This window comes from Bacillus sp. F19 (genome assembly GCA_023823795.1).
Lineage (GTDB): Bacteria > Bacillota > Bacilli > Bacillales > Bacillaceae > Bacillus_P.
Window position 1 is genome coordinate 1,573,968 of the sequence record CP085710.1, and the last position, 21,261, is coordinate 1,595,228.

General features: G+C 40.0%; 20 protein-coding genes. 11 read left to right on the plus strand and 9 right to left on the minus strand.

Going from position 1 to position 21,261, the window contains the following annotated elements; genetic code table 11:
- The first annotated feature begins 644 nt into the window (after window positions 1-644).
- From LIT25_07935 to LIT25_07960, 6 genes are all read left to right on the plus strand, one after another.
- A complete protein-coding gene (locus LIT25_07935; protein USK35219.1) occupies window positions 645-1,793 on the plus strand; it encodes a glycoside hydrolase family 76 protein in 1,149 nt (382 codons plus the stop codon).
- A gap of 12 nt (window positions 1,794-1,805) precedes the next feature.
- Window positions 1,806-3,350 carry a hypothetical protein gene (locus tag LIT25_07940; protein USK35220.1) on the plus strand — a complete coding sequence of 515 codons (1,545 nt, stop codon included), beginning with the start codon at window positions 1,806-1,808 and terminating at the stop codon, window positions 3,348-3,350.
- A 383-nt stretch (window positions 3,351-3,733) separates the two neighbouring features.
- Window positions 3,734-3,889 carry a hypothetical protein gene (locus tag LIT25_07945; GenBank protein USK35221.1) on the plus strand — a complete coding sequence of 52 codons (156 nt, stop codon included), beginning with the start codon at window positions 3,734-3,736 and terminating at the stop codon, window positions 3,887-3,889.
- 196 nt (window positions 3,890-4,085) lie between these two features.
- The gene (locus tag LIT25_07950) at window positions 4,086-4,313 is read left to right on the plus strand and encodes a hypothetical protein (protein ID USK35222.1); all 228 of its coding nucleotides are present in this window, start codon (window positions 4,086-4,088) and stop codon (window positions 4,311-4,313) included.
- Between the two features lie 358 nt (window positions 4,314-4,671).
- The gene (locus tag LIT25_07955) at window positions 4,672-5,592 is read left to right on the plus strand and encodes a patatin-like phospholipase family protein (protein ID USK35223.1); all 921 of its coding nucleotides are present in this window, start codon (window positions 4,672-4,674) and stop codon (window positions 5,590-5,592) included.
- Between the two features lie 35 nt (window positions 5,593-5,627).
- Window positions 5,628-7,256: a M14 family metallopeptidase gene (locus LIT25_07960; GenBank protein USK35224.1), complete on the plus strand. Its 1,629-nt coding sequence runs from the start codon at window positions 5,628-5,630 to the stop codon at window positions 7,254-7,256.
- 49 nt (window positions 7,257-7,305) lie between these two features.
- Here LIT25_07960 and LIT25_07965 read toward each other — a convergent pair whose 3' ends face one another.
- The 8 genes from LIT25_07965 to LIT25_08000 all read right to left on the minus strand — a co-directional run bounded on the left by LIT25_07965 (window position 7,306) and on the right by LIT25_08000 (window position 14,296).
- Window positions 7,306-8,484, minus strand: coding sequence for a NupC/NupG family nucleoside CNT transporter (locus tag LIT25_07965; protein ID USK35225.1), 1,179 nt, complete (start codon window positions 8,482-8,484; stop codon window positions 7,306-7,308).
- A 170-nt stretch (window positions 8,485-8,654) separates the two neighbouring features.
- Complete coding sequence (locus LIT25_07970; GenBank protein USK35226.1) at window positions 8,655-9,326, minus strand: hypothetical protein; 672 nt, start codon at window positions 9,324-9,326, stop codon at window positions 8,655-8,657.
- 252 nt (window positions 9,327-9,578) lie between these two features.
- Entirely contained in the window at window positions 9,579-10,307 is a 729-nt protein-coding gene (locus LIT25_07975; GenBank protein ID USK36204.1) for an amino acid ABC transporter ATP-binding protein, read from the minus strand.
- Window positions 10,308-10,336: 29 nt separating this feature from the next.
- Entirely contained in the window at window positions 10,337-11,002 is a 666-nt protein-coding gene (locus tag LIT25_07980; protein ID USK35227.1) for an amino acid ABC transporter permease, read from the minus strand.
- A gap of 33 nt (window positions 11,003-11,035) precedes the next feature.
- Window positions 11,036-11,815: a transporter substrate-binding domain-containing protein gene (locus LIT25_07985; GenBank protein USK35228.1), complete on the minus strand. Its 780-nt coding sequence runs from the start codon at window positions 11,813-11,815 to the stop codon at window positions 11,036-11,038.
- Window positions 11,816-12,864: 1,049 nt separating this feature from the next.
- Window positions 12,865-13,368, minus strand: a complete 504-nt coding sequence (locus tag LIT25_07990; GenBank protein USK35229.1) for a GNAT family N-acetyltransferase — start codon at window positions 13,366-13,368, stop codon at window positions 12,865-12,867.
- Between the two features lie 162 nt (window positions 13,369-13,530).
- Window positions 13,531-13,794: a hypothetical protein gene (locus LIT25_07995; protein ID USK35230.1), complete on the minus strand. Its 264-nt coding sequence runs from the start codon at window positions 13,792-13,794 to the stop codon at window positions 13,531-13,533.
- A gap of 79 nt (window positions 13,795-13,873) precedes the next feature.
- A complete protein-coding gene (locus LIT25_08000; protein ID USK35231.1) occupies window positions 13,874-14,296 on the minus strand; it encodes a pyridoxamine 5'-phosphate oxidase family protein in 423 nt (140 codons plus the stop codon).
- Window positions 14,297-14,460: 164 nt separating this feature from the next.
- Here LIT25_08000 and LIT25_08005 point away from each other — a divergent pair, with 164 nt between their 5' ends.
- Genes LIT25_08005 through LIT25_08015 form a run of 3 tightly spaced genes read left to right on the plus strand, consistent with a single transcriptional unit; the run spans window position 14,461 to window position 16,919 of the window.
- Window positions 14,461-15,912 (plus strand): FAD-binding oxidoreductase, encoded by a 1,452-nt coding sequence (locus tag LIT25_08005; GenBank protein USK35232.1) that lies wholly within the window; start codon window positions 14,461-14,463, stop codon window positions 15,910-15,912.
- Entirely contained in the window at window positions 15,902-16,510 is a 609-nt protein-coding gene (locus LIT25_08010; GenBank protein USK35233.1) for an MFS transporter, read from the plus strand. The genes LIT25_08005 and LIT25_08010 overlap by 11 nt, the downstream gene beginning before the upstream one ends.
- Entirely contained in the window at window positions 16,476-16,919 is a 444-nt protein-coding gene (locus LIT25_08015; GenBank protein ID USK35234.1) for a GNAT family N-acetyltransferase, read from the plus strand. The genes LIT25_08010 and LIT25_08015 overlap by 35 nt, the downstream gene beginning before the upstream one ends.
- Window positions 16,920-16,955: 36 nt before the next feature.
- Here LIT25_08015 and LIT25_08020 read toward each other — a convergent pair whose 3' ends face one another.
- A complete protein-coding gene (locus LIT25_08020) occupies window positions 16,956-17,381 on the minus strand; it encodes a PH domain-containing protein (GenBank protein ID USK35235.1) in 426 nt (141 codons plus the stop codon).
- Between the two features lie 222 nt (window positions 17,382-17,603).
- On the opposite strand from LIT25_08020, the gene ggt reads away from it, so the two are divergent.
- Both ggt and nagE read left to right on the plus strand, forming a co-directional pair.
- Window positions 17,604-19,361: a gamma-glutamyltransferase gene (ggt, locus tag LIT25_08025; protein ID USK35236.1), complete on the plus strand. Its 1,758-nt coding sequence runs from the start codon at window positions 17,604-17,606 to the stop codon at window positions 19,359-19,361.
- Between the two features lie 433 nt (window positions 19,362-19,794).
- On the plus strand, window positions 19,795-21,255 hold the full coding sequence (nagE, locus tag LIT25_08030) for an N-acetylglucosamine-specific PTS transporter subunit IIBC (protein ID USK35237.1): 1,461 nt from the start codon (window positions 19,795-19,797) through the stop codon (window positions 21,253-21,255).
- Window positions 21,256-21,261: the final 6 nt, after the last annotated feature.

Here is a 21,261-nt window from a genome sequence, read left to right on the forward strand (position 1 = left end):
GCATCCTCTTTGTGCGTCCGGATGTGACTGTTGCACATATTCAACAATACCCGGCGACCTCTGAAGGGGAATATTAGAAAATGGTCAAGGCAGTCTAGCTATTTACGTGATGGTCAAAGAACAGGGAACATGGCAGGTCGCCGCATGACAGAATACGCTAGTCCAATAATCTTATTTCAACTAAAGAGTTCGTTAGTAAAGATCTGAGCTGCCTTTTAGGCAGCTTTCTTTCTTTTACCACCTATCTGGTCAGTTTAGCTTCATGCTAATTATAGATAATTAACTTTTATAGGAATAAATTTGTTAGTGGAGTCTTGGTATATGATTAAAGTAATAGCCCTCGTTTTCCTTATGCCGTCTAATAGGAGAAAAGTAAGGAAGGTTTTTCAGAAAATGGATCTTTTATCCATGTTTTAAATTAGACCTATTTCCTTTTTGACGAAATATTCAGATTATATATAATCAATATATAGATATATATTGTTATATTTTTCATATATGTCTATATAACAACATATCAATCGAGAATGAAAACAGCAGAAACGAAAGGATCTGCTGTTTTTTCTTCATAGGAAATGCACCAATCAAATGAAAGGAGGTTAAAAGGTTTAGCCTGTTCAATTAAATTTCCTTAGGAGGTTCTTATGAAATCAATTGTCAGTCTTCTAATTACATTGAGCATCTTCTTATCAATCTTTAGTCCAATGAGGGTTCAGGCAAAGCAGCATCAAACTCAAAATGCAGAAAGAGCCGTTCAATCATATGAGTCTCTGCAGCATTACTTTTATAAGGAAGATTCAAAATTGTATTTAGAGGAATTTCCTTATCAAAGCGGAAATCCATATTCCTATGTTTGGCCTTTTTCTCAAGCGATGGCAGGAACCATTGACTTATCAGGAGTACCAAAGATAGGTTCAGATTATGAAGATGATGTACAAGACCGTTTAGATGCGCTTGAACTGTATTGGAACGTAGAAAAACAGCCTAAAGGCTATGACTCTTATGTCCTTGCTCCGTATGGACATGGGGGAGATTTTTTTTATGACGATAATGAATGGATTGGACTTGAGTTTATTCAGCTCTATAAAATGACTCATGACAAAAAGTATTTAGAAAGAGCAAAAGAAATATTCAATCTTGTAGTCTATGGATGGGACAATGACCCATCACATCCTGCTTCCGGCGGTGTCTTTTGGACACAAGCAGCCTGGAGCAGCGATCGGAATACAGTGTCAAATGCTCCAGGGGCCGAGCTTGGGTTCCATCTATATGAAATAACAGGCAAGACTCATTATTTTCAATGGGCAAAGAAAATGTATGACTGGACAAATGAATACATGCTCGCACCTAACGGGCTTTTTTGGGATCATATTGATTTAGCGGGCACGATTGAAAAAACGCAATGGAGCTACAACCAGGGTGTAATGATTGGAGCGAATGTTCTTTTATACCGTATTACGAATGAGAAAAAATATTTGACAAGAGCAGAAAGCATTGCAAATACAGCTTTAGCCTATTACGAAGAAGAAGAGCGACTGTATAAACAGCCAGCGAGATTCAATGCGATTTTCTTTAAAAACCTTTTATTGTTAGAAGCAGAAACAAAAAACAAAGAATATTCCCGTGCGATGCAAACATATGCAGATAAGGTCTGGGAGCAGTATCGAGACCCTGAAACAGGACTATTTAAATTTGACGGTGAACATCCTGTTACTCTTCTGGAACAATCAGCTATGGTGCAAATTTATGCTTCGCTTGCCTGGAAGAAAAAAGATTACCGGAAAAAAGCTTAATGGAGGTGTTTTATGAATAATCGTAAAAAAATCATAGCTTGGATAACATTTCTGCTTATCATGATGGCTTGTCATCCACTATATACAACAGCTAAAGCACAGTATCCGGAGCATATATACGTAATCAAAACGTCTGAAATGTCGGCTGAAGAAGCGACAATGATTGCCACTCTTCAAGGCTTATTGGCTCAGCAAAACTCAAAAATTCATCTTTACCTTGACCGCGATTATGGCGGGTATCAAACATGGTTAAAGGACTTGGAAGGAAACTATGGCATCCCATACTCTTATACGGACAATCCTTGGGAACTTGTGAAGAAATCTAAAATAAAGGACTATATTCTATTTAAAAAAGGAGATGATTCGATCAATTCCGCAACAAGTTTAGCTGGGGTGACCGGAGCTATTGCGGTTGAGGAAAGTCTTGTGAGCAAAGCAGAATTTTATGGTTTAAAAGAAAAAATGGATGTGAGAGGCAAAGATGAAAAATGGGTAAAGGATCATTATTGGCCTCAATTTAAGAAGGATAAAATTGTTGAACAAAAAGAGGATTTTGCCTTTCAATTAAGAGATTTTGCAGTAAAAGAAAAGTCGATGATTTTTTATGACGGAAACTCGCCTTTCCGTTCTGAGTTAATGGAGGGACTTAAAAAAGATTCAACAGCATTTGGATGGGGAGATGCATCCTCAGGGGAAGATCAATTTATATCTCCATCATCAAAAGCCGGTGTATTTACGATTCCTTCTGACCATGCTTCTAATCTATCGATATTATCAACTATTAAAACCGGACCTCTTAAGCAGAAAACAGCCGATACAAAGCGGGAGGCAAACAAAAACACCCATTATGTTACATTTTTGATGACAGATGGAGATAATGTCCAGTGGCTTCTCGGTGATTTTCAATCAGACAACAGGTGGTATTCGAGCAAAGAAAGAGGCACCTTCAATATGGGCTGGGGAATATCCCCGCTGCTTTCTGAACTCGCTCCTTCCGTTATGAACTGGTATTATGAAAGCGCTTCACAAGGAGAGCACTCTGATCAATTTGTAGTCGGACCATCTGGTACAGGCTATATGTATCCGAGTCAATATCCAGAGAAGGAATTAAATAAGCATGTAAAAAAGCTAAATCAATATATGGGTAAAACAGATCTGCACATTGCACAAATTATTGATTTCAACTCACTGGAAAATAAATCTCTTTGGAACAAATATACCTCGCAGAAGAACATAGACGCCTTGTTTTACCTTGAATATTCAAGGTATGACACCCATAAAGGGAAAATTGTCTGGTCAAACGATAAGCCGATCATATCTGCTAGAGAAATGTTATGGAGCGGACTTGTTGGTGCAGACGAACAAAGTGTCATAGAAAGCATTAATTCAGCACCGCGAAACCCTGAAAGTGAACAAGGCTACACACTCGTTTTGGTACATGCATGGAGCAAGTCGCTTTCCGATGTGAAAACCGTAGTGGAACAGCTCGATTCAGATGTAGAGGTCGTGACACCAGAGGATTTTTCGTCCCTCATTAAAGAGAATGTAACCCATTAACATATGGAAGGTGCCGATAAACACGGCACCTTTCTTTAAATTTTTGTTCGTTTCTTTCCCAATCTATTCAGTATGAGTCTTTCATAAATCCATCTCTTAATAAAAACTCAAGAAGTATGAGCCTTCTTATGCAGTCCCTTGAATTCGGTACTGAGGAATTGATTTAAATATCGCGGGATTTCCTTTTACTTTAATACTCAATTTCTTCGTAATCTTTAGGCTGAGGGAGCGGCTGCCCGTTTTCGCTGATAGAAATATCATTAATTGTTTGCAGCTCCTCTTGCCTTGTTGCACGGTCCTTTTCATTTTGCTTTTCTTTTTTCATCGTGATTAACCCCTTCCAATTATTCTAAAAATTAATATGCACAACTAGGGGTTTCACCATGCATTTAAGAAAAATGCTGCCAAATCTTCAATCGGCTGAATCATTTTTCTATCATAAAATGCCAAGAAAAAAAGCATTGGCTCCTCCTTCGCCAAATACCATGACAGCCACTCTTGCTATCCAGCCTATTTATATTTTAACTGCATTTTATTAATAAATCGGACAGTCTTTATTAAGAAAGGTTATTAAAGGCTCTGTTAAGGAATGTTGAATATTTCAATCCTTGAAAAGGGCAGCTCTTCTTTTTTAATTTAAGAATCTAGACAGACTGGTTGGGAAAAGTGTATAAACAACAATTTAAAGTTCATTCTATATACATAATAAGAGAACAATAAAAAGGAGATTACATCGTGAATCTATATGAAATAAATAACATGATTATTGATGACGGGTTTAATGGCGAAGAATCGGTGACAGCTGATTTTACTCACAATAATAAAGAATATAGTGTTACTTTTAAAAAAGCAGACCTTGAAATAATTAATTCCTGGGTTTTCGAGGATGGCACATCTATTCCAGCAAATTTATCAGACAATATGATTGAATCACTAAGAGAAGATGTTAAAAAGAGGATCTAGTCACATGTACTGGATCTTTTTTATATTGGTCCGGAAAAGAACTATTTTTGATTTTTCTAATACTATGGTGATTAGTACTGATGTCAATTTGGATATGATCAACTGTCATTTTTTGAGAATGTTACATGGCGATAGCCAGAATTGATTTTTGCTGTTTAAACATGTTTCTATCCCAAATACAACTATGAGTTCGAGCTGCCATCTGAAGAGCAATGGCTGGTTCACGAATCATGTTTGAAAAATTGATTCATCTTATTACATTGGGTGAAATGAATCATTTGAACATTGTGAACAGGGATTTTCAAATAGAATCTTGAAGGTAAGAGTATGAAAATTTATCTTGGTGGGGTGACAGCTAATGAAGGCAGATGCCGTATTTGAAGGCGGTGGAGTGAGGGGAATTGCTTTCACGGGGGCTATCCAGGCGATGGAGGAAGAACAGGTAGAGTGGGAAAGGCTTGCCGGTACCTCGGCAGGAGCCGTAATCGCATCACTTCTGGCATGCGGCTATAAGAGCTATGAAATTCGTGATTTGCTGAAAGAAATGGATGTCTCAAAATTTAGAGGAAAATCATTTCTGAACTATATTCCGATTGTCGGAAGCCTGTTTGAGCTTATGATTCATTTAGGATTTTACAAGAATGATTATTTGGAAAAATGGGTGGACTCGCTTCTTGCCGCAAAAGGCATCAGGACATTTGCTGATTTGCCTGAAAATAAATTGAAGATTATTGCTTCTGATGTATCAAATGGTGAAATTCTCATATTACCTGACGATTTAACAAAGTACAGCATGATCCGAAGCGACTTGAAAATATCAACCGCTGTCATGATGAGTGCATCCCTTCCGTTTTTTTTTCGGCCCGTCATATGGAAATCAAAATCGAGACATAAATCTTATATTTTAGATGGCGGGCTGCTCAGCAACTTTCCCATTTGGATTTTTGATTCAAAAGATGAACCCCGCTTTCCGACGTTTGGCTTTCGGTTTGTGAAGGATGAGATTAAGATGGGTGCGGTGATTCCGACACCTGTTCATCTATTTAAAAATATTATTAAAACAATGCTACAGGCCCATGATCTCAGACATTTGACAGAAGAAACTAAGGGAAGGACGATTCAAATTCCAACAGGAGGCATTGCCGCAACAGATTTTGAGCTGAAAGATGAAGAAATAGATTTTCTTTATGAATCTGGATATTCATCAGCAAAGGCGTTTTTAGAAGATTGGAATTTTGAGAAATATAAAGAATTACGAAAAAAAAATAAAAAAGATTAGACCAAAGATTCATAATAGAAAAGAGGAGGCAGTCCATGAAAAAGGTTCTTAAGAAAAGCTCAATTCCAGTATTACTGACAGCCAGTTTTTTATTAGCCCCTGCAGTCAGTGCCGAAACACCTTACTACGGGAAAGATTACAGCCAGCCTGAACAGGTGCGGCCTCTGTTTCCTGAGGTAGAGGCAACGGATGGAACACCTGCATTTGTGAAAGATGAAGAAGCATTTACAACTCAGGAGGAAATGCTTGCTTACATAGAAGAGCTGAAAGGGAAGAGTCCATACGTTTCAGTGAAAAACATCGGCACTTCACAAAATGGCCTTGAAATACCGGCCCTCTATTTTACTAAAGATCAAAAAATCAAACCTAGTGATTTATCAGAAAAACCAACTGTGTGGATTCAAAGTCAGATTCACGGCAACGAGCCGGCAAGCGGAGAGTCGATTTTGGCGATTGCGAGCCGATTGACAGGTGATTTGGGAGACGAGGTATTAGATAAAATTAACGTCATTGTCGTTCCGCGAGTGAATCCGGATGGCTCGTACAATTTCAAACGTCAGCTGCAAAACGGACTTGATGGAAACCGGGACCATGTAAAGCTTGATTCTCCAGAGGTACAGGCAATTCATCATGAATTTAACAAATTTACGCCTGAAGTTGTGATTGATGCGCATGAATACTCCCCGTATACGAGTTCATTTGATCAATTCGGCGAGGATGGGCTGCTAAAGTATCATGATATCCTCCTATTATCGGGAAGAAACTTAAACATTCCTGAAAAAATCCGCGCAATGTCCGACAGCCTGTATGTAGATCCGACTTTAAATACTTTAGAAGACAAGGGCTTTACAGGTGACCGCTATTATACAACTGGGGTAACAAACGGGGAAATCGACATTCTTGAAGGGGGAACTGAACCCCGCATTGGACGGAACTCGTTTGGCCTGCAGACATCGTTTTCATTTTTAGTTGAGAGCCGCGGAATTGCCATTGGGAGAGAAGATTTTGGCCGCCGTGTTGCCGCTCAAATCGCGACCCACGAGCATATTTTAAGGCAGACCGCAGAGAATGCGAAAAAGGTAAAAACGACAGTTGCCCTAGAACGGGCAAAGCTTGTTAGAAAAGGGCTGCTTCCTAATGATAAAGATCCAATCATCGTAAACAGCGAAGCAGCTGAGCTTGAAAATCAAACACTTGAAATGATTGATATTGCTTCAGGTACTGTAAAAGATATTCCAGTGAACTATTTCAGCGCAACAGAAGCAGAACCGACGTTAACGAGAGAACGACCGACAGCTTATGTGCTGAAGCCTGAACAGGCAGAAATTGCTGCCAAGCTTCAGAATCAGGGATTGAAAGGGTTCCAGCTGCCAAAGCAAATGAAGCTTTCAGTTGAAGCCTACGATGTAACAAGCAAAGAAAACACGGAGAAGTATGAGGACAAACAGCTTGTAGAAGTACAAATAGAGCTTAAAAAGAAAGAGATCGTGTTCCCGAAAGGCACATATGTATTCTTATCTGCACAGCCTGAAAACAACTTGCTGTCACTCTCTTTAGAGCCGGAATCGATTGACAGCTATGTCACATTTGGATACATTCCTTCTGAAGTTGGAAAAGAGCTGCCGGTTTACAGGTTTATGTTTGACGGGAAGAAGCTGAAATAAGGGGATAAACAAAAAAAGCAGCGGGAGAAACATTCCCGGCTGCTTTTTCTTATAGTACGATACTAACAATGATCGCAGATAAAATACTTACAAGTGTAGCACCGTATAGCAGTTTCAATCCAAAGCGGGCAACAACGTTCCCTTGTTTTTCATGAAGTCCTTTAACAGCACCTGAAATGATTCCGATAGAGGAGAAGTTCGCGAAGGATACTAGGAACACAGAGATAATTCCAAGTGTGCGTTCGCTGAAGTTCTCAGATACTTTTGCCAAATCTATCATCGCAACGAATTCGTTTGTCACTAATTTAGTAGCCATAATTCCTCCGGCAGCAACTGCTTCACTCATAGGAACACCCATAATGAACGCAACCGGTGCAAAAATGTAGCCCAAGATTCCCTGGAATGAAATGCCGAAAATCATATCAAAAATATTGTTTACAGCAGCAATTAAGGCAACGAAACCGATAAGCATTGCACCTACGATAATTGCTACTTTAAATCCGTCCATGATATATTCGCCAAGCATTTCGAAGAAGGATTGCTTTTCTTCTTGAATCACCAAGATATCTTCTTCATCTGTAACTGTATAAGGATTGATAATCGATGCGATAATAAATCCGCCGAACAGGTTGATGACGATTGCCGTTACAACATATCTTGGCTCGATCATAGTCATGTAAGCACCAACGATAGACATGGATACGGTTGACATAGCGGATGCACAAAGCGTGTAAAGACGCTGTGATGTTAATTGGCCCAGCTGTTTTTTTACGGTGATGAATACTTCAGATTGTCCAACAATGGCAGATGCAACAGCGTTATAAGATTCTAATTTGCCCATTCCATTGATCTTGCTTAGAACAAGTCCGATTCCTTTCATGATAAAAGGAAGAATTTTAAGGTATTGGAAAACACCAATAAGTGCTGAGATAAAGACGACTGGAAGTAAAACATTCAAGAAGAACGGAGCTTGTCCATCATTGGCAATTCCGCCGAAAACAAAGGAGATCCCTTCGTTTGCATATCCTAATAATTTTCCGAAACCATTCGCAATAGCTGTGATCATGACAAGGCCAAATTTAGTATTCAGCAGCAGGAAAGTTAACAGAATTTGAATCACAATCATAAGAGCTACAGGTTTGAATTTAATTTTTTTGCGGTCGCTGCTTGCAACCCATGCTAATCCTAGTACGAGTGCAAGACCGAGTAGGGCTATTAGGTATTTCATTTTTCTTCACCTCTGAGATATATTTAAAAGCATTTTTGAAAAGAATCTGTATACGCTTTCATCTAATTCCAAAAAAGATAGTCAGCGTCATCTGATGTCTGACCTCTGACGTATTCAACTATAATAGATTTATAGGAACAAATCAACTCATATTTAAAAAGAATTTCGTTTTATTTATAAGATAGTTTGCGACTCATTTTAAATAATAAACCTTCAAATTTAGGGTAAAAATACTGAACAACAAACCCTAATGTAAGCGTGACGATAAATGTCCCGATTCCTATAGCACCTTGAAAAATAAAAGCAAGAAGAAGTGCAAATGCTTCACTGATGATTCTTGAGTTTCTTAAGTTCAAGCCAAAACGTGTATGAATGGCTACCATCAATGTGTCCATCGGGCTTGCAGGAAATTTAGCCTGCAGATAAATGGCTACTCCGACACCCATTGAAAGAATGCCGGCGATAAGGGATGAAGCCTGGAAAAACAGAACAGTTGGTGAATAATGCTTAAAAACAACCAATAGCCAGAAATCAATCAGTGCTCCAATTAAAAGAATACTTGCTGCTGCTAGTAGTTCTGGCTTTTTCTTCAGCAAGAATGCATTTATAAAAATTAAAGCGATTCCATTAATGAAAATACATGTTCCGACTGTCAGGCCAAACATGTTTGATTCACCTACAGCCAGTGCATCCCAAGAGGAAGCGCCTAAACCTGATTTAATAATCAATGCTACACCTAATGTTAAAATCAATAATCCTGTGATGAAAAATAAAGCTCTTTCTTTCACTTGAAAATCCCCTCTCATGCTGGCATCTATTGTAAGTATTTGGATGTTAGTCATCAGACCTCTTTGAACCGTTTTCATCATACTCAATTTTGCCTGCAAAATCAATATGAAATTTATTGTAAAGAGAACAAAAAAAGACGCGAGATCCTAAAATCTCACGTCAAGTCTGCCTGTTTAGGTAATTATAAAAGTCAAAAATGTAGTGGGTAAAAAAATAAAATCAACTGCGTCAGCTCCAGCGCCGAGATCCTCAGTCAGGTCGGATTGGCCTGTTGAATCTGACCAAGGCGCCTAAAGCTTTTGTTATTAATTCAGCTGTGTCGTTTTAAGAAATTCTTTCGTACGTTCTTCTTGAGGATTCGTAAAAAAGTCATCTGGGTGACCTCTCTCAACAATTCGTCCTTCGTTCATATAAACAATCCAATCGGCCACTTCACGCGCAAATTGCATTTCATGGGTCACGACAACCATCGTCATTCCCTCTACAGCAAGCTCCTTCATGGTAGCTAGAACTTCACCCACAAGCTCCGGATCAAGAGCTGACGTTGGTTCATCAAAAAGCATAATTTCAGGCTTCATCGCAAGGGCGCGGGCAATGGCCACACGCTGCTTCTGACCGCCGGAGAGCTTATTGGGATACACATCGGCTTTGTCAGAAAGACCTACTTTTTCAAGCAGGGCGCGAGCTTCAGAGGCTGCCTGCTCTTTCTTCATTTTTTTCACCATTAACGGTGCTTCCATAATATTTTCGATCACCTTTTTGTGAGGAAATAATTGAAAATGCTGAAACACCATTCCGACTTTTTGACGAACCTCATTGATATCATGTGTCCCTTGAGTGATTTCCTCGCCATTAATGATGATTTTTCCATTGTCTTTTTTCTCAAGAAAGTTCAGGCATCTGAGCAGGGTGCTTTTTCCCGATCCGCTTGAGCCGATTAGACAGACAACATCGCTCTCATTTACTTTCAAATCAATATCTTTTAATACGTGCAGGTCACCGAATGATTTATTCAGCTTTTCAACCTTAATCATTTCTTTCGTTTCCAAAAATCATTACCTCCTTAGCGGTCGCTGATCGACATTTTCTTTTCAAGACCATTAACGATAAGTGTTAAAATGGCCACTAAAATTAAGTAATAAACGGCAACAATTAATAAGAATGTCATTTCATCAAAGTTATTTGAACCGAGTGTGGTCGCCACATTAAAGAGCTCGTTTATAGAAATAAAGGCTGCAAGTGATGAATCCTTCAGCCCGATAATCATCTGGTTTCCAAGCGGTGGAAGAGCGCGCCTGAAAGCCTGGGGCATAATGATCCGTCTCATTGTAAGGCCTCTTGTCATGCCAAGAGAGCGGCCTGCTTCCATCTGTCCTTTATCAATGGACTGAATGGTTCCGCGAAATATTTCGGCAATATAGGCTCCATTATGAAAAGCAAGTGCAAGTGAGGCAGCCCAGAAATCAGGAATTAGAAAGAGTCCGCTGAAGCCGAAGTACAAGATGAAAATCTGTACAATCAATGGCGTCCCGCGAACTAAATAAATGTAAGCATCCGAGATCATGCCAAGGACTTTTAGTTTCGAAATTTTTAATAGGGCAAAAAAGAGGCCGATAACAATACCGATTAATATTGAAACAACCGTTAACTGCAGGGTAATGAGCATCGCATCCAAAAAGACGCCTCTGTTCGCAATTAACGAATCGAAAAAATGTGAAAAACTAGGCAAAATGAACAACATCCTTTCTGTGCAATTGGTGGGTTATTCAGGCTTCGTCGTAATGTCTTCTCCGAAGTAGTCAATGCTGATTTTCTCAAGGGTACCATCCTGTCTGAGTTTTTCCAGCGCTTCATTCACTCTTTTTAAGAGAAGGGGATTATCCTGTGGAATGACAACGGCCTGCTCGCTTCGTTCAATAAGCTGCTGTCCGATTATGTCAAATCCGCCTTTAGCTGCACTTTTTCCTGTTACAAAATCAGTTATGACCGCGTCATGCCGGCCTGTACTCAGCGCTTTAAGGGCAGTAATATCGCTATCGTACATCTTTATGTTTTTCGTGTATTTTTCTGCGGTTGCAGCATATGTAGAACCTTTGGCTACGGCAACTTCTTTTCCTTCTAAATCTTCTACTGTTTTAATATCACTGTCAGGGCGTGTGAAAATCTGTGGACCTGAGTAGTAGTAGGGAGTGGAAAAAGAAACATGCTTTGCACGCTGATCGTTGATGGTATGGCTTGCAACTGCTGCATCTGCACGGCCGGTTTTCACGCCTTCAACGATGCCTTTAAATTTGATGCGCTTTTGAACAGGCAGAAGGCCAAGCTCCTTTGCGATCGCTTCGCCGACCGCAACATCAAACCCGGTCATCGTCATATCATCCTTAACATAGCTGAATGGCTTGAACTCACCTGAAGCCGCGAACACAAATTCATCTTTATCAATCAGTTCTGTGCCATCTGATAATTTCTCTTTTTCTGCGCAGGCGCTAAGCATGCAGACAAGAAAAAGGGCAGAGAATAAGAGTAATGCTTTTTTTCTCATTGAAGGATATGGCTCCTTTCTTTTTTTAAAATAGTGCGATTATGGTAAACAGGAAAAAATGCCCTAGTTGTATATACCCTAAGTTTCAGGAGACTAATCATATTATTTGAAAAATTTGAAATTAGGGGTGTGAGGGAGATAGGATAGATTCATGACAAGCAGCATGAAGCACTTATCTGGTGTTGAAGCCCGCATTAAGTGCTGCAAATTCGGTTTTGAAGCACTTATCTGGTGTTGAAGTCCGCATTAAGTGCTGCAAATTCGGTTATGAAGCACTTATTTCGTGTCGGAGCCCACATTAAGTGCTGCAAATTCGGTTATGAAGCATTTATCTGGTGTTGAAGTCCGCATTAAGTGCTGCAAATTCGGTTATGAAGCACTTATCTGGTGTTGAAGTCCGCATTAAGTGCTGCAAATTCGGTTATGAAGCACTTATTTCGTGTCGGAGCCCACATTAAGTGCTGCAAATTCGGTTTTGAAGCACTTATCTGGTGTTGAAGTCCGCATTAAGTGCTGCAAATTCGGTTATGAAGCACTTATTTCGTGTCGGAGCCCACATTAAGTGCTGCAAATTCGGTTATGAAGCACTTATCTGGTGTTGAAGTCCGCATTAAGTGCTGCAAATTCGGTTTTGAAGCACTTATCTGGTGTTGAAGTCCACATTAAGTGCTGTAAACTCGCATGAAAGGATTCCACTTAGATCGCCTAATTTGAACGCGTTCATTAAGAACGAGATTGTTATCAACGAAGTTCACCTTTGAATCTTTTGATGAAGCGTATTATCGAATAGATGGCAGCTTAGATTATCTCACTCCTGTTTAATTTCTTGAAAAGTATTCAAATGGAGATAATCCATTAGAAAAGGCGATCAACCTATGATCGCCTCAGAAGAAAGAAAAATTAAAAACTGCGAAAAACAATGAAAACGGTAGAGCGTGTCCAATAATTAGGGAAGCCAAGGCTTTGGCTGTAAAAAATCAAAATTCGGCTGGCATAGCGTCCTCCGCATTTTCTAGCCCAACAAAAAAGAAGCAGATCATATCTGCTTCTCAATACATATCATTCCACTCGATTTCGCCTGCTTGCTTATCATAGTCAATGTTTACTTTGAAGTCGTGTTTTTCATAAAAATGCACAAGACGGTCAACGTGATCCCAGTCTCTTTTGGCAATGTCGCCAGTGATGTAGGGAATGTTTTGATCTTTGGCAAACTCTTTTAAATAATTCATGCAAATGGATCCGTAGCCTTTATTTGCAGGGCCTTTAATATCTCCGATGTGGATCGCTTTATCGTCATTGTATGTGGCATGAATGGAAAAATCCCATATGCCCCGATAAGCTGATTCACAATCATTCAGCATCACTTTGCATGAATCACCGTCATTTTGTGCATAAACCACAACCCATTTATCTTCTTTCGTCTGATCGATTCCGACAACCTGCCATCGCTTGGCAATTTCCTTCAGATTATCCTGCATTCTAAAGAGCTGAAACTGAAGTTCTTCAGCGTCTAAGGATGTCTGATCGCTGCGTGTTAGGACAGAATTATACATACCTGACTCCTCCCATTTTTAAGATCCGAACACAAAACACAGTTCTCAATTCTACTAGATTTAATTAGAAGAATCAACCGTATTGCCCGAATTGGAAGGAGTTACAGAAATGACTATTTTAATGAAAAAGACGGCACCCGCATGAAACAAGGTGCCGTACCTTCATTCTTCTTCACTGTCATAAATAAGATGGTCAAAGCTGTTATTGTGAATGGCGTTGAGCTCGTCAATCTTATAGATTAAAAATTGATGATCGTCACCGTATAGATCAAGTTTATTTATCACTTTATACTGCTCAAGCGCAGTCCGTGCTTTTGTTTCTTCCGTGAAAATCCCGACAACATTCGAAGCTTCTCCGCAGTCAGAACAGCCAATATCCACTACCACGAAATACATCTGATCACCTTCTAGTTTTCGTTCTTGCATCCATTTTCTCATGAGGCTCGTGCGAAAACAAGAAATCGGCACAAAAAGAACCGGCAGACTGATGCCGGTTCCTGATTCCCTATACTTCTAATATCTGCGGTGACTCGTGCTCGCTGTTCATTAATCTGATTTTATGCGGCTTGATTGCTAGAACAATATAATTTGGATCATTCGGACCTTCAAACCAGTTTTTCATATGATCATTCCAGATCTTTTCCTTTAATTTCTGATCTTCGCTGATGCTTGCCTTGCCTTCAAACTCGATATATGAATCCCCATATCCTTCGCCTTCATACCCAATCAGGATATGTACATTTGGATTTTCGTCGATTTCTTCTGCTTTATGAGTGTTTTTATTTGTAGGTGTATAAAGCATTAATTCATCATTGAAAAACGTCATATAACGGGAGTGAGGCTTGTTATCCACTACAGTAGCAAGCGTGCCGACCTTATGCTTCTTCAGTATATCTAATACTTCTTTATTTAATTTCTGCTTATCCAAGTAAAACATCTCCTTTTAGTAGGTGTTAGTATGTATATTCCTTCTTATTAGGAGATTAAAACATTGGAATATGCTCGCAGTTAATAAAAAACAGTATTGTTAAAAATAGCCATTAAGTGTAAAATGTAACTAAATAACACATTTTTCTATTTGGTGGTGGATCTATGAAAAAGAGATATTTAATGCTCCTCACTCTCGGATTTCTCATTGTTTTTGCATGTTCACTAAAAGCAGCTTCAGAAGAAGATAAGATTGATCCGTTAATCATGACCGATGTCAGCGGCTTAATGCCAATAAAAATTGATAAGGTCATAAAAGGAAAAGAGATTGACTCATTCAAAAAAGCAATCAACGAAGCAATAGAGACGAATAAGAAAATCTCTATTGCGGGAAAGCAGCACAGCCAGGGAGGGCATACCTATTACAAAGATGCAATTGTGCTCGATATGACTTCCTACAATAAGATTTTGGACTTTGATAAAAAGAATAAGACGATAACTGTCCAAAGCGGGGCGACCTGGGATGATATTCAGCGCTTTGTCAATCCGCATGGCCTTGCAGTGAAAGTCATGCAATCTCAAAATATATTCACGGTCGGGGGCTCGATGAGCGTGAATGTGCATGGACGGGATATCCGCCATGGTTCTCTTATTGACAGCATTCAATCCTTTCGATTGCTTACCGCCGATGGTGAAATTGTGCGCGTCAGCCGAACGGAAAATGCCGGGCTTTTCCCGCTTGTTATAGGCGGATACGGTCTGTTTGGAGTGATTTTAGATGCAGAAATCAGTTTAACGGATGATGAGCTCTATGTAATGAAAACAAAAGCAATCGATTACAAAGAATATGCCGATTATTTTAAACAGGAAGTCGGAGGCAATGAAAATGTCCGGATGCATCTTGCCAGATTATCCACTGCACCTGACTCTTTTTTGAGCGAAATGTATGTAACGAACTATGAACTTGCAGGTGATCAGGGTGCCCGTGCAGAATATGATGAACTAAGCCAAGAAAAGAATGTTGCGTTCATGAAATTCCTGCTTGGTTTATCAAGAAACTACGATTGGGGAAAAAATGTTTTTTGGAATGCACAAAAGTCATATTTTGTGAAAAAAGAAGATTCCTATATTACGAGAAATAATGTGATGCGGTCAGAGTCTGAGTTTCTGGAGTATGAACATGAAACGAATACAGATATTCTTCAGGAATACTTTGTCCCGGTTGATGCATTTCCTGACTATGTGGACAGTCTGCGGAAGACATTAACAGAGGAAGAGCTGAATTTATTTAATATTACCATTCGATACGTTGATCACAATGAAGACGCTGTTATGTCCTACAGCCGAGATGATATGTTTGCCTTCGTATTATTAATCAATCAGGGGTTGTCTGATGATGAAATAAAGAAGACCAGAAACGTGATCCGGAAAATGATTGATGTCACTCTTACTTTCAGGGGCACATATTATTTGCCTTATCAGCCTTATCCGACTAAGGAGCAAATGAAGCGTGCATATCCAAGAACAGATGAGTTTTTCGGGCTGAAGCGAACGTATGACAAAGAGGAAATTTTTATGAACTACTTTTATGAGGAGTATGGCCGCGATGAAAAATGATTCGTTCAGAAGATTTGTTGCGGCTCAGAGCACGCTGTTTTTTGCGGGTAATTTCATTTTCCCTTTCTATATTTTATTTATAAAAAATGTAGGGTCCTCTTTTTCTCAGTTCGGAATATCGTATGGATTATTTGGTCTTTCAGCAGCGCTTATTCATCCGCTTTTAGGCCGTATGTCAGGGAAGGTAAGCGACAAAGTGATGTTAGCGGTTTCCTCGTTCGGCATGTCTTTGATTCTTTTGTATTACCCTCATATAGGAACGATTGAAGAAGTATATGTATGCCAAATGATCATGGGCATCTTTGGCGCGATGCAGAAGCATGGGGAAAAGATGCTGTTGACGCAGTGGACGACAGAAGAAAAACGGGGAATACAAGTTGGTAATTATCATTTTTTCACATCGCTTATGTCAGCGGCTGCGATCATGGGAGGCGGATTTTTAGCTCAGTACTTTACGGTGATATTCCTATTTTTCATAGCATCAGCGGTCTACTTTATTGGCGGAGTGATCATTTTAAGAATAACAGATACATACTTTGATAAGGAACAGAAGGTGGAACAGCATGCTGATTCAGCTCCATCCCATAACGAAGCATAATTGGGAAACGTGTATATCGCTAAAGGTTCTAAAAGAGCAAGAGAGGTTTGTTGCGAGTAACTTGTATTCACTGGCAGAGTCCAGATTTGAAACCACTTTTTTGCCGCTGGGCATTTATGCTGAAAATAAAATGATCGGCTTTGCGATGGTCGGAAAAGATCCTAATGATGGGGTATACTGGCTGGTCCGGTTTATGGTTGATAAAGCCCATCAAGGAAAAGGGTATGGCTTTGCAGCTTTGCAGATTGTCCTAAGTTTTATGAAATCACGCTATGATGTCAGCCCATTTCTTTTACTTGGAGTCAATCCTGAGAATGTTCAGGCAATAAGGCTATATCAAAAAGCGGGTTTTATCCATACAGGTAAAGTAGAAAACGGCGAGGCCCTTTACCGGCTGGGTATATATTAAAGATAGAGTGCCGAACGAAATTCGTGCCGGCACTTTTTAAGGTGTTGAAAGATGGGGATTTTGCTGCGTCAGCTCTTTGAAAAAGCCATTTTCGTCCTTAGGAAGTGAGACAAGTGCAAATCTCGTGGATGCATTAGGTCTCGATCCGATGGGGGCTGCAAAAATGATTTCAAGCCTTTTCAGCGTCCAGGCGGGAGCTGAGAGCGGATTGTTTGAATAGCGGATTTCCTTTATATCCCTGATAGGTATTTCTTTTTTAATTAATCCGAACACGATCATCAATTTTTGGTTTTTAATGACAAAGTAGGATTTTATTAATGCGTGGGCTAAAAAAGCAGACAGCAAAAAAGGGATAATCAGGGATGGAAGGGTTTCAGACCGGAACAGCAGAAAAAATGGCAGGATGATCAGAAACAGCACAATGGCAACAAGAATCGGGTTTTTCTTTACTTGAAAAATCATATATAAAATCTCCTTTTATGATTCATTTTAGCATATTTTACCTTTTTATGAAGGTATTGTTATCTAGATTTCATACCATACTATATTCCCTATAGATTGAAATCATGAAAAATAAGGATAGGATGAATGAATTAATATTCAGATAATTCAGACGAATTACTTGATTCTCTATTTTCTTTTCCGTATGGTAGAGAGGAGATTCTACATATGAGGAGGAAGGTTATGAAAAGAAGGGTGAGTATTTTCCTGATTGCGATCTTGCTTGCTGGAGGATTTCCGGTCAGTACAGAGGCTAAGAAGCCTGAGAAGAAAGAGGAATACAGTCAGGTCGATGTTGGACGGGATGGCATGGTGACAACGGCCCATCCGCTGGCATCTAAAATTGGAGCTGATGTTCTTAAAAAGGGCGGAAATGCCATTGATGCAGCTGTTGCGATTCAATATGCGCTGAATGTAACAGAGCCGATGATGTCCGGAATTGGCGGCGGCGGGTTTATGATGGTGTATGACGGCAAAACAGAAGAAACAACGATTATCAACAGCCGCGAACGGGCGCCTGCAGGAGCGGCGCCAGATATGTTTCTCGATGAAAACGGAGTTCCAATTCCTTTTTCAGAACGATACAAAGGGGGAAATGCGGTTGGAGTGCCAGGGACGCTGAAGGGATTGGAAACAGCTCTGGAAATGTGGGGGACTCGATCAATGAAGGAACTGATCAGTCCTTCGATTCAACTCGCTGAAAAAGGTTTTAAAATTGATTCGGTTTTAGCAGAAGCGATTTCAGACAATGCTGAAACGTTATCCGCTACAGCTGCAAAGGACGTCTTCCTTCCAAAAGGAACACCGTTAAAAGAAGGGGACAAGCTTGTTCAAAAAGACTTGGCGAAAACGTTTAAACTGATTCGTTCAAAAGGAACCGATGCGTTCTACAAAGGTGAAATCGGGCAAGCCCTGGCTTTCACCGTACAGGATTTTGGAGGATCCATGACGCCGGATGATTTGAAGCGGTATGATGTCACCATTGATGAACCAATTTGGGGCGAGTATCAGGGGTATGAAATTGCCAGCATGCCGCCGCCAAGCTCCGGCGGAGTTTTCTTGCTGCAGATGCTGAAGATCCTTGATGATTTCAATTTATCTCAATACGACGTGCGTTCGGCTGAGAAATATCATTTGCTTGCAGAGGCCATGCATCTTGCCTATGCTGACCGGGCAGTCTATGCTGGCGATCCTGAATTTGTAAATGTACCAGTAGATGGACTGCTCCATCCGGATTACATTGCTGAAAGACAGCAGCTGATCAGTCTAAATACAGTTAATCCAAATCCTCAAGCGGGAGATCCGTGGAAGTACGAAGAAGGTACTGCAGACTATGAACAAACGGTGCAGCCAAATGATAGGCAGTACGGGGAAACGACTCACTTCAGCGTGACAGATAAATGGGGAAATGTCGTCTCTTATACAACAACCATTGAGCAGGTTTTTGGAAGCGGCATAATGGTTCCAGGATACGGTTTAATGCTGAACAATGAACTCACTGACTTTGACGCTGTTCCGGGCGGAGCCAATGAAGTTCAGCCGAATAAACGCCCCCTTAGCAGCATGACTCCGACCATTGTGTTTGAAGATGATAAACCTGTTTTAACAGTCGGATCTCCTGGAGGACCAACGATTATCACATCCGTGCTTCAAACGATTCTTCACACCATCGAATATGATATGGAACTAAAAGCAGCAGTTGAAGAACCTAGAATCTATACGAACAATCTGAATTCGTATCGGTTTGAAAACGGTATTTCTTCAAACCTCATTGCTCGTTTAAATCAAATGGGTCACCGGTTTGGGACAAGCCCTGTTGTCATTGGCAACGTGCAAAGCATCCTGATTGATAACGAAAAAGGAATATTTAAAGGAGTAGCCGACTCAAGCAGAAATGGCGCTGCCATCGGCGTTGATCTAAAAAAGAAGAGAGGTGAGTAAGAGAATGCAGCACCCTATTGGAGAGGGTGCTGTTTTTTTGTTTACAGATTTTGCGGGAGTTCACAATTTTACGGAATTATTTCGAAAAGTATGGGAATTAAATTCAAAAGTCTCGGAATTAAATTCAAAAGTCTCGGAATAAAGGTGTAAAGTCTCGGAATTGCTTGGATAGGTCCTCCCTAGCTCTTTTCATCTGCAATTCCTGATGTGACTTTATCGACGTGTAGTATCATTTCAAGAATTAAGCATATTTTACATATAACATTTGATTGGTGCTCAAAAATGGTTTGAATTGTAAAAAAAAAACAGATTAACTGGTATAGATAACTAGTTGAATCCGTGGTATAGTGAAATTGAAAACGAATACAAGGAGTCGTCTTCATCAAGTTCTAAATCCTTTATTATCCTATACTTTATTTTGGAGGAATGTAAAATGATGAAATATCTACAGAAAATCGGCCGTTCATTGATGCTGCCTGTAGCAGTATTACCGGCTGCGGCGATTCTGATGGGAATCGGTTATTGGATCGATCCTGCAGGCTGGGGAGCAGGGAATCCGATCGCAGCATTTTTAATTAAAGCCGGATCTTCTATCATTGACAATATGGCGATTCTTTTTGCAGTTGGAGTAGCACTTGGAATGTCAAAAGAAAAAGATGGTTCTGCCGCTATGAGTGGTTTGGTGGCTTACTTGGTTATCACAACGCTGCTTTCAACAAACTCAGTAGCGATGCTTCAAGGGGTTGACCCGGAAAATGTCAACGCGGCTTTTGCAAAAATCGGAAATCAATTTGTTGGGATTCTTTCAGGGATCGTAGCATCCATTATGTACAATCGTTTTAGTCATGTACAATTGCCGGCTGCATTATCTTTCTTTAGTGGAAAACGTTTAGTTCCAATCATGACAGCTGTTTCTATGTTGCTGGTTTCAGTAGTATTGTTCTTCGCATGGCCTGTAATCTTTAATGGATTAGTAGATTTTGGAACATGGATCAGTAAGTTAGGGTTTATTGGGGCAGGATTATATGGTTTCTTCAATAGAATTTTAATTCCTACCGGGTTACATCATGCTTTAAACTCAGTGTTCTGGTTTGATGTCGCTGGAATTAACGATATTGGTAATTTCTGGGCAGGAACTGGAACAAAGGGAATTACAGGAATGTATCAAGCTGGATTCTTCCCAATTATGATGTTTGGATTACCAGCCGCAGCATTAGCAATGTATCATACTGCAAAAACGAAAAGAAAAAAACAGGCGGCATCGCTGATGTTAGCGGCAGGTTTTGCTTCATTCTTTACTGGGGTAACAGAACCGCTTGAATTTTCATTCATGTTTTTAGCTCCGGCACTTTATGTGGTTCATGCAGCCTTAACAGGTCTTTCATTAGCTGTTGCAGCATTTTTCCATTGGACAGCAGGATTTGGTTTTAGTGCAGGGTTTGTTGACTTTGTATTAAGTTCAAGATTACCGTTAGCTAATCAGCCTTATATGTTGCTTCTGCAAGGACTTGTGGTAGCGGTCATTTATTATGTATTATTCAGATTCTTAATTATAAAATTCAATTTGGCAACGCCTGGAAGAGAAGAAGATACAGATGAAATGCTTGAAGAAGGTACAGCAAGCAGTGATCAATCTCCCGCAGAAGGCTCTAAATTTGCAGTAATGGCTGCCAAGATCTATGATGGCCTAGGCGGAGACGCCAATGTAACGTCTGTTGACAACTGCGTGACTCGCTTAAGAATTGAAGTGAAAGATATGGATGCGGTAGATCAGAAAAAGATTAAAGGTACGGGTGTACCGGGAATTAATATTGTCGGAAAAAACAGCATTCAAGTAATTGTGGGAACACAAGTACAGTTCGTAGCTGATGAAATAGAAAAAATAAGAAAATGATTGAGA

Excerpts from the sequence above, each read along its gene's own strand:
- LIT25_07935 (USK35219.1), top strand. The coding sequence starts at position 645 with ATGAAATCAATTGTCAGTCTTCTAATTACATTGAGCATCTTCTTATCA.
- LIT25_07940 (USK35220.1), top strand. The coding sequence starts at position 1,806 with ATGAATAATCGTAAAAAAATCATAGCTTGGATAACATTTCTGCTTATC.
- LIT25_07945 (USK35221.1), top strand. The coding sequence starts at position 3,734 with ATGCATTTAAGAAAAATGCTGCCAAATCTTCAATCGGCTGAATCATTT.
- LIT25_07955 (USK35223.1), top strand. The coding sequence starts at position 4,672 with ATGAAGGCAGATGCCGTATTTGAAGGCGGTGGAGTGAGGGGAATTGCT.
- LIT25_07960 (USK35224.1), top strand. The coding sequence starts at position 5,628 with ATGAAAAAGGTTCTTAAGAAAAGCTCAATTCCAGTATTACTGACAGCC.
- LIT25_07965 (USK35225.1), bottom strand. The coding sequence starts at position 8,484 with ATGAAATACCTAATAGCCCTACTCGGTCTTGCACTCGTACTAGGATTA.
- LIT25_07970 (USK35226.1), bottom strand. The coding sequence starts at position 9,326 with ATGACTAACATCCAAATACTTACAATAGATGCCAGCATGAGAGGGGAT.
- LIT25_07975 (USK36204.1), bottom strand. The coding sequence starts at position 10,307 with ATGATTAAGGTTGAAAAGCTGAATAAATCATTCGGTGACCTGCACGTA.
- LIT25_07985 (USK35228.1), bottom strand. The coding sequence starts at position 11,815 with ATGAGAAAAAAAGCATTACTCTTATTCTCTGCCCTTTTTCTTGTCTGC.
- LIT25_07990 (USK35229.1), bottom strand. The coding sequence starts at position 13,368 with ATGTATAATTCTGTCCTAACACGCAGCGATCAGACATCCTTAGACGCT.
- LIT25_07995 (USK35230.1), bottom strand. The coding sequence starts at position 13,794 with ATGCAAGAACGAAAACTAGAAGGTGATCAGATGTATTTCGTGGTAGTG.
- LIT25_08005 (USK35232.1), top strand. The coding sequence starts at position 14,461 with ATGAAAAAGAGATATTTAATGCTCCTCACTCTCGGATTTCTCATTGTT.
- LIT25_08010 (USK35233.1), top strand. The coding sequence starts at position 15,902 with ATGAAAAATGATTCGTTCAGAAGATTTGTTGCGGCTCAGAGCACGCTG.
- LIT25_08015 (USK35234.1), top strand. The coding sequence starts at position 16,476 with ATGCTGATTCAGCTCCATCCCATAACGAAGCATAATTGGGAAACGTGT.
- LIT25_08020 (USK35235.1), bottom strand. The coding sequence starts at position 17,381 with ATGATTTTTCAAGTAAAGAAAAACCCGATTCTTGTTGCCATTGTGCTG.
- ggt (USK35236.1), top strand. The coding sequence starts at position 17,604 with ATGAAAAGAAGGGTGAGTATTTTCCTGATTGCGATCTTGCTTGCTGGA.
- nagE (USK35237.1), top strand. The coding sequence starts at position 19,795 with ATGATGAAATATCTACAGAAAATCGGCCGTTCATTGATGCTGCCTGTA.